Source organism: Streptomyces sp. NPDC029122 (genome assembly GCF_055569445.1).
On the sequence record NZ_JBVHWK010000046.1, the window covers coordinates 291 to 6,616 of the forward strand.

The window sequence follows — 6,326 nt, forward strand, 5'->3', positions numbered from 1 at the left end:
GTGTCCGAGGGGGGACTTGAACCCCCACGCCCGATAAAGGGCACTAGCACCTCAAGCTAGCGCGTCTGCCATTCCGCCACCCGGACCGGGTGTGCGCCGTACGTTCCTCGCGGCCGTTGCGACGTGGAAAACATTACCAAACATTCCGGGGTGGCTCGTCCCCGGCCTCCCGCACCCTCCGTCCCCTCGGCACGCCGGTTTGCGGCCATGCCGGGGAACGAAGAAGGACCCCGCCGGAGCGGGGTCCTTCTGTATGTGTCCGAGGGGGGACTTGAACCCCCACGCCCGATAAAGGGCACTAGCACCTCAAGCTAGCGCGTCTGCCATTCCGCCACCCGGACCGGGTGTGCGCCTCACGTCCCTCACGGGCCGGTGCGACGTGGAAAACACTACCAAACGGCGGGGGGTCCTCGATCACACCCCCGGTGGGCGGGGAACGCCCTTGGGCGGACGCCCCCGGGGCGGGAGGATGGGGGCGGCATCCGGTACTGATCAGTGGGAGGAACAGCGTGAGCGCATCGGGCGCGGGCAAGGCCGTCTCCGGACAGGACGAGGTCGTCGACCTCTGCCGGGACCTCATCCGGATCGACACGAGCAACTACGGGGACCACTCGGGCCCCGGTGAGCGCAAGGCGGCCGAGTGGGTCGCCGAGAAGCTGGCCGAGGTCGGGCTGGAGCCGCAGGTCTTCGAGTCGCACAAGGGGCGCGCGTCGACCGTGGCCCGGATCGAGGGGGAGGACCCCTCGCGGCCGGCCCTGCTGATCCACGGGCACACCGACGTGGTCCCGGCCAACGCCGCCGACTGGACCTACGACCCGTTCTCGGGGGAGATCGCCGACGGCTGCGTGTGGGGGCGCGGGGCGGTCGACATGAAGGACATGGACGCGATGACGCTGGCCGTCGTGCGCGACCGCATGCGCAGCGGGCGCAAGCCGCCCCGCGACATCGTGCTGGCCTTCCTGGCGGACGAGGAGGCGGGCGGCACGTACGGGGCCCGGCACCTCGTCGACAAGCACCCCGGCCTCTTCGAGGGCGTCACCGAGGCCATCGGCGAGGTCGGCGGCTTCTCCTTCACCGTGAACGAGAACCTGCGGCTGTACCTCGTGGAGACGGCCCAGAAGGGCATGCACTGGATGCGGCTCACGGTCGAGGGCACCGCGGGCCACGGCTCCATGACCAACAACGACAACGCGATCACCGAGCTGTGCGAGGCCGTCGGGCGCCTCGGCCGCCACCAGTGGCCGGTGCGGGTCACGAAGACCGTTCGGCACTTCCTCGACGAACTCTCGGACGCGCTCGGAACCCCGCTCGACCCCGACGACATGGACGCGACGCTCGCCAAGCTCGGCGGGATCGCCAAGATGGTCGGCGCGACGCTGCGCAACTCCGCGGCCCCGACGATGCTCGGTGCCGGCTACAAGGTCAACGTCATCCCCGGGCAGGCCACGGCGCACGTGGACGGCCGCTTCCTGCCGGGCTACGAGGACGAGTTCTTCGCCGACCTCGACCGGATCCTCGGCCCGCGCGTGAAGCGCGAGGACGTGCACGGGGACAAGGCCCTGGAGACGGACTTCGACGGGCGGCTCGTGGACGCCATGCAGGGCGCCCTGAAGGCCGAGGACCCGATCGCGCGGGCGGTCCCGTACATGCTCTCCGGCGGGACGGACGCCAAGTCCTTCGACGACCTCGGCATCCGCTGCTTCGGCTTCGCTCCGCTCCAGCTGCCGCCGGAGCTGGACTTCGCCGGCATGTTCCACGGCGTGGACGAGCGGGTCCCGGTGGACGGGCTGAAGTTCGGCGTCCGGGTCCTGGACCGGTTCATCGACAACGCCTGACGGGCGCCGAGCCCCCCATAACGCCGGAGATTCGGGAAGGTGTGCGGATTCCACTGAGAAGAGTGAATGCGCTCATACGCTCGTAGCCCCGGTGATCCCTCCTCGTTACAGGTGGTGCGGTCCGCGGCTGGGACCGCACTTGCCTACTAGGAGGAACAATGCTCAAGAAGGTTGTCGCCGCTGCGGCTGCCACCGGTGGTCTGGTTCTCGCGGGTGCGGGCGTGGCTGCCGCCGACGCGGGTGCCCACGGTGCGGCCATCGGCTCCCCCGGTGTCCTGTCCGGCAACGTCGTCCAGGTTCCGGTTCACATCCCGGTGAACGTCTGCGGCAACACCGTGAACGTCATCGGCCTGCTGAACCCGGCCTTCGGCAACACCTGCGTCAACGCCTGACGCTTCTGAAGTTCTGGCCCCGGAGTGCATCCAGCGCTCCGGGGCCGCCGGGCTTTTCCGGCCCGGAAGCCCACTTGTTCGGCGCGGCAGGCGGGGGAACTGTACGGCCTGCGCGTCGAACGGAACGTACACACCAGGGGACGAGTACAGATGCGACGACCGGTTCAGGTCACGAGGAAGACGTTGATCACGATGGCGGCCGCGGGCGGTGTCCTCGCGTTCGCCGGCGGTCAGGCCCAGGCGGACTCGAGTGCGTCGGGGCACGCCTCGAACTCACCGGGCCTGCTGTCCGGGAACAACGTGCAGGCGCCGGTGGACGTGCCGGTGAACGCGTGCGGCAACACGGTGACGGTGGTGGGGGGACTGAACCCGGCCTTCGGGAACCGCTGCGCCAACCAGTCGGGCAAGCCGCAGCACCCCGGCAACCCGGGCCAGCCGGGCAACCCCGGCCAGCCCGGCAACCCGGGCCAGCCCGGCAACCCCGGTAATCCGGGCAACCCCGGCCAGCCGGGCAATCCGGGTCAGCCGGGACACCCCGGCCAGCCCGGACACCCCGGCCAGCCCGGTCACCCGGGCGGTGGACACGAGGAGCCGTGCGACGACGACGAGCCCGGCCACCCCGGGAACCCCGGCACTCCGGGCGGTCACACCCCGGGCAACCCCGGCGGCCAGTCGCCGGGCAACTCCGGCACCCCGGGCGGGCACACCCCCGGCAACCCCGGTGCCGGCCCGGTCGCCCCGGGCAAGCCCGGCGCCCCGGCCACCCGCCCCGGCCAGGGGACGGAACCCGCCCTCGCCGCCACGGGCGCGGGTGACGCCATGACCGCCGGCGTGCCGCTCGCGGGCGGCCTGCTGCTGGCCGGCGCCGTGCTCTACCGGCGCGCCCGCAACGCCGCCTGACGGCCCCTCACGACGCGGGCCCCGCTCCCGGGGCCCGCGTCACCAGGTCGCGCGGACCTGGCGGATGATCCGGCGGCGCAACCGCGCGCGGCGGCTGCCGTCCCGGTACAGGGTCAGGCGGTCCAGCTCCCAGTTCCCGTATTCCGCATGGTCGGTCAGCAGTCGGGTCGCCTCCTTGCGGGGGGTCCCGCGAGGCACGTACACGTCGACGAATTCGTATTCCGGCATCGCATCTATTGTGCGGGCACCGGCCCGCTACGGATAGCGTCTGCACTATGTCTGATGCCGCTCTGCCCACTGTTGCCGAGGTACGCGCCGCCGCCGAGGCGGTCAAGGCCGCTCTCGACCGTCACCTCGCCGCGGTCGAGAGCAGGATCGGGGACGAGGACCCGGCCGTCTACGCCGCCTTCAACGAACTCGCCGCCGCGGCCGAGGAGTACGACGAACTCCTCTACGACCGCTACGACGAGGTCACCCCCTTCGAGATCCCCGCGCCCGAGACCGGTGTCCCGTACACCGGCCCCGCCGAGCCCGCCGCCTTCAGCGTGCTCATCCGCCGCGACTACGCCGTCGTCGAACCGGCGCGGCTGGTCGCCCAGGCCGAACGGGTCGCCGCCCACGACCGTGACGCCGAACTCCTCGACGGCGGCGGTACCGCCGGAGCGCTGGGCGTCCTCTTCGGGGAGTACGAGCCCGACGAGATCGCCTCCCGCTACAAGGAGTTCGGTCTGGAGGAGGGCGACTCCACCCTCTGGATCGCCGCCCTGGAGGAGGTCGCGGAACCGGGGGACTGGCTCGATTCCCCCTTCGGATCGACCGATCCGCAGGACGTACTGCACCGCTTCGACGTGAGCTCGGTCTTCGACGAGGAGCCCGACGACGCCGACGAGAACGACGCCGACGACGCCGACGGCACCGACGCCGACGAGGAGAGCGCCGCCGCGTCCGGGCTCGCCCCGGCCTGACTCACCGCCGTCCGCGCCCCGTCCGCCCTCCGGCCGGGCGGGGCACGGACGGGGCCCGCTACGGCTGCTCCTCCTGCGCGGCCGTGAGGGCCCGCAGCAGGCCCGTCAGCCGGGTCGTACGCGGCTTCGGCAGCCCCTGCGCCACCGCGCGCGGCAGCGCCTCGTCCACCCCGTGGACCACCGACAGGTGCCGCTCGGCACGCCCGAACGCCGTGTACACCCAGTCCCGGGTCAGGGTCTGCGCCGCGTCCCCGGGCAGTACGACGACCACCGCCGGCCAGCGCGCGCCGACCGCCTGGTGCGCCGTCACCGCCCAGCCGTGACGGACCTGCGCCTCCACCCGCTCCTGCGGTACGACGACCCGCGCGCCCGGCGCCTCCAGGTGCAGCCCCTGCGCGTCGGCCGACACCACCCGGGCCGGCAGCGCCCGCCCGGGGGAGGGCACGTGGACCACCCGGTCGCCGGGGTCGAAGCCGGCGAACCGGCCGGGGCCGGGGTTCAGCCGCTCCTTGAGGGCCGCGTTCAGTGCCCGGGTCCCGGCGGGACCGCCGTGGCCCGGGGTGATGACCTGCACGGCCTCCGCCGGGATCCCGAAGGCCCGCGGCACCGACTCGGCGACCAGCTGGACGGTGCGGTGCACGGCCTCGCCGGCGTCCCGCACGGGGACGATGACGACCTCCTTGCCGGGGGCGTCGACCCGGTTCAGCTCCCCGATGCCGATGCCCGACACCAGCTCGCCGACCGGGCCCGGGTCCGGGGTGCGCGACACCACCTGCGGGAAGGCGCGGGCCGCCAGTACATCGGCGAACACCCGCCCCGGTCCGGCGGATCCGAGGACCCCCGGGTCCCCGGAGAGCACCAGCCGGGCCCCGTCCGGCACCGACTCCACCAGCGCGGCCGCCGTCTCCACGTCCAGCTGGGGTGCGTCCAGGACGATCAGCAGGTCCAGGTCGAAGCGGCCGTCGGCGTCCCGCCCCGGGCCCTCCGTCCCCGCGAGCAGCCCGGCCACGGTGACGGTTCCGGGCGCCGGAGCGTGCGAGGCCAGCACGGCCCGCAGGCCCAGCTGCCGGGCGGCCCCGAGCAGCGCCGCCGCCTCGGCGCGGGAGGCCTCCCCGCCGGTGTGGGCGACCAGGCCGTGGCCCGCGACGGCCCGGACCAGCTCGGCGCCGGCGCCGACCGCCGCCGCCGACCAGTCCGCGGGGCCGCCGAAGGTGCCCGCGAGACGGGCCAGGCCGTCGGCGAGCGCCTCCTCGGCCAGGGCGTACTCCTCCAGGCCCACGAGAATCCGTACCGGCTGCTCCTCGTCCTCACCGGCGGGCGGGCCCAGCGGCTCGTGGAACACCAGCACCGTGCCCTCGCCGATGGCCGCCTCCAGGGTGTCGGCGGGGGCCGGCACCCCGTACTGGGCCAGGGCCTTCTCCAGGACCGGGGCCTCCAGGGCGGTGTGACCCTTGAGGGCGGCCTGGTCCAGCAGCCAGCCCAGCAGGGCGGCGCCGCGTCGTGCGTCGGCGGGGCCCGCCGCGGGGCCGAGCAGGGCCTGCGCGAAGCCGTCGGCCTGCGTCGGGCGGACCCCGGGGACGGCGAGGAGCCGCCAGGGATCCTCGGCGAGCTGCTCGGCGGCTCCCTCGCCGAGAGCCTCCGCGGCCTGTCCGGCCAGGGTTTCGGGGGCGCCGCCGCGGGCGAGCACGGCCCGGACGGCGCCGATGTCCCCGGCGGTGGGGGCGGGCGCGGGCGCGGGGGCCGCCGGGCGCGGCTGCGGGGGAGCGGGAGCGGCCTTGCGGGGCGCGGCGGGGGCCTCGTCGAAGTAGACGGGGGCCGCCTGGGCGCCGCTCTCCACGGCCCGTACGGCGGCCAGCAGGTCGGCGGCCTTGCCGCTGAGCTTGCCGCCGGCGTCGACGGGGCCCTCGCGCTCGGCCTTGCGGCGGGCGATGCGCTCGCGCTCGACCTTCTGCGCGGCGAGCTCGGCCTGGGCCTCGGTGAGCTCGGGCGCGGTCCCGCCGGCGTCGTGCCCCGTGGCCGGCTCCGTCGCGGGCTCCCCGGCGGTTCCCGCGGGGTCTTCCGCCGCGGCGTCCCGCCCGGTGTCCGCGGGCTCCGCCCCCGGCTCCCCGTCCGGCCCGTCCGCGCCCTCGGTGCCCTCCGGGTCTTCCGCCGCGGCGTCCCGCCCGGTGTCCGCGGGCTCCGCCCCCGGCTCCCCGTCCGGCCCGTCCGCGCCCTCGGTGCCCTCCGGGTCTTCT

Annotated in this window: 6 protein-coding genes and 2 tRNA genes; 4 read left to right on the plus strand and 4 right to left on the minus strand. The window is 74.5% G+C overall.

The window, feature by feature from the left end; all coding sequences use genetic code 11:
* Position 1 precedes the first annotated feature (1 nt).
* A tRNA-Leu gene (locus ACZ4WZ_RS32900) sits at positions 2–86 on the minus strand.
* Positions 87–256: 170 nt separating this feature from the next.
* Positions 257–341: transfer RNA gene (locus ACZ4WZ_RS32905), tRNA-Leu, on the minus strand.
* Positions 342–509: 168 nt separating this feature from the next.
* Between ACZ4WZ_RS32905 and ACZ4WZ_RS32910 the strand changes: the two genes are divergently transcribed.
* The 3 genes from ACZ4WZ_RS32910 to ACZ4WZ_RS32920 all read left to right on the plus strand — a co-directional run bounded on the left by ACZ4WZ_RS32910 (position 510) and on the right by ACZ4WZ_RS32920 (position 3,127).
* Positions 510–1,835 (plus strand): M20/M25/M40 family metallo-hydrolase, encoded by a 1,326-nt coding sequence (locus ACZ4WZ_RS32910; RefSeq protein WP_467896647.1) that lies wholly within the window; start codon positions 510–512, stop codon positions 1,833–1,835.
* Between the two features lie 158 nt (positions 1,836–1,993).
* Positions 1,994–2,227: a chaplin ChpH gene (gene chpH / locus ACZ4WZ_RS32915; RefSeq protein ID WP_467896649.1), complete on the plus strand. Its 234-nt coding sequence runs from the start codon at positions 1,994–1,996 to the stop codon at positions 2,225–2,227.
* A 192-nt stretch (positions 2,228–2,419) separates the two neighbouring features.
* Positions 2,420–3,127, plus strand: a complete 708-nt coding sequence (locus tag ACZ4WZ_RS32920; protein ID WP_467896680.1) for a chaplin — start codon at positions 2,420–2,422, stop codon at positions 3,125–3,127.
* Positions 3,128–3,166: 39 nt separating this feature from the next.
* Here the strand turns inward: ACZ4WZ_RS32920 and ACZ4WZ_RS32925 are convergent, their stop codons facing one another.
* Positions 3,167–3,355, minus strand: a complete 189-nt coding sequence (locus tag ACZ4WZ_RS32925) for a DUF5703 family protein (RefSeq protein WP_388943548.1) — start codon at positions 3,353–3,355, stop codon at positions 3,167–3,169.
* A 47-nt stretch (positions 3,356–3,402) separates the two neighbouring features.
* On the opposite strand from ACZ4WZ_RS32925, the gene ACZ4WZ_RS32930 reads away from it, so the two are divergent.
* Complete coding sequence (locus ACZ4WZ_RS32930) at positions 3,403–4,092, plus strand: hypothetical protein (RefSeq protein WP_467896651.1); 690 nt, start codon at positions 3,403–3,405, stop codon at positions 4,090–4,092.
* A gap of 58 nt (positions 4,093–4,150) precedes the next feature.
* On the opposite strand, the gene ACZ4WZ_RS32935 is transcribed toward ACZ4WZ_RS32930, so the two are convergent.
* The coding region (locus ACZ4WZ_RS32935; protein WP_467896653.1) for a helix-hairpin-helix domain-containing protein at positions 4,151–6,326 on the minus strand (2,176 nt) is incomplete at its 5' end.

Excerpts from the sequence above, each read along its gene's own strand:
- chpH (WP_467896649.1), top strand. The coding sequence starts at position 1,994 with ATGCTCAAGAAGGTTGTCGCCGCTGCGGCTGCCACCGGTGGTCTGGTT.
- ACZ4WZ_RS32920 (WP_467896680.1), top strand. The coding sequence starts at position 2,420 with ATGGCGGCCGCGGGCGGTGTCCTCGCGTTCGCCGGCGGTCAGGCCCAG.
- ACZ4WZ_RS32925 (WP_388943548.1), bottom strand. The coding sequence starts at position 3,355 with ATGCCGGAATACGAATTCGTCGACGTGTACGTGCCTCGCGGGACCCCC.
- ACZ4WZ_RS32930 (WP_467896651.1), top strand. The coding sequence starts at position 3,403 with ATGTCTGATGCCGCTCTGCCCACTGTTGCCGAGGTACGCGCCGCCGCC.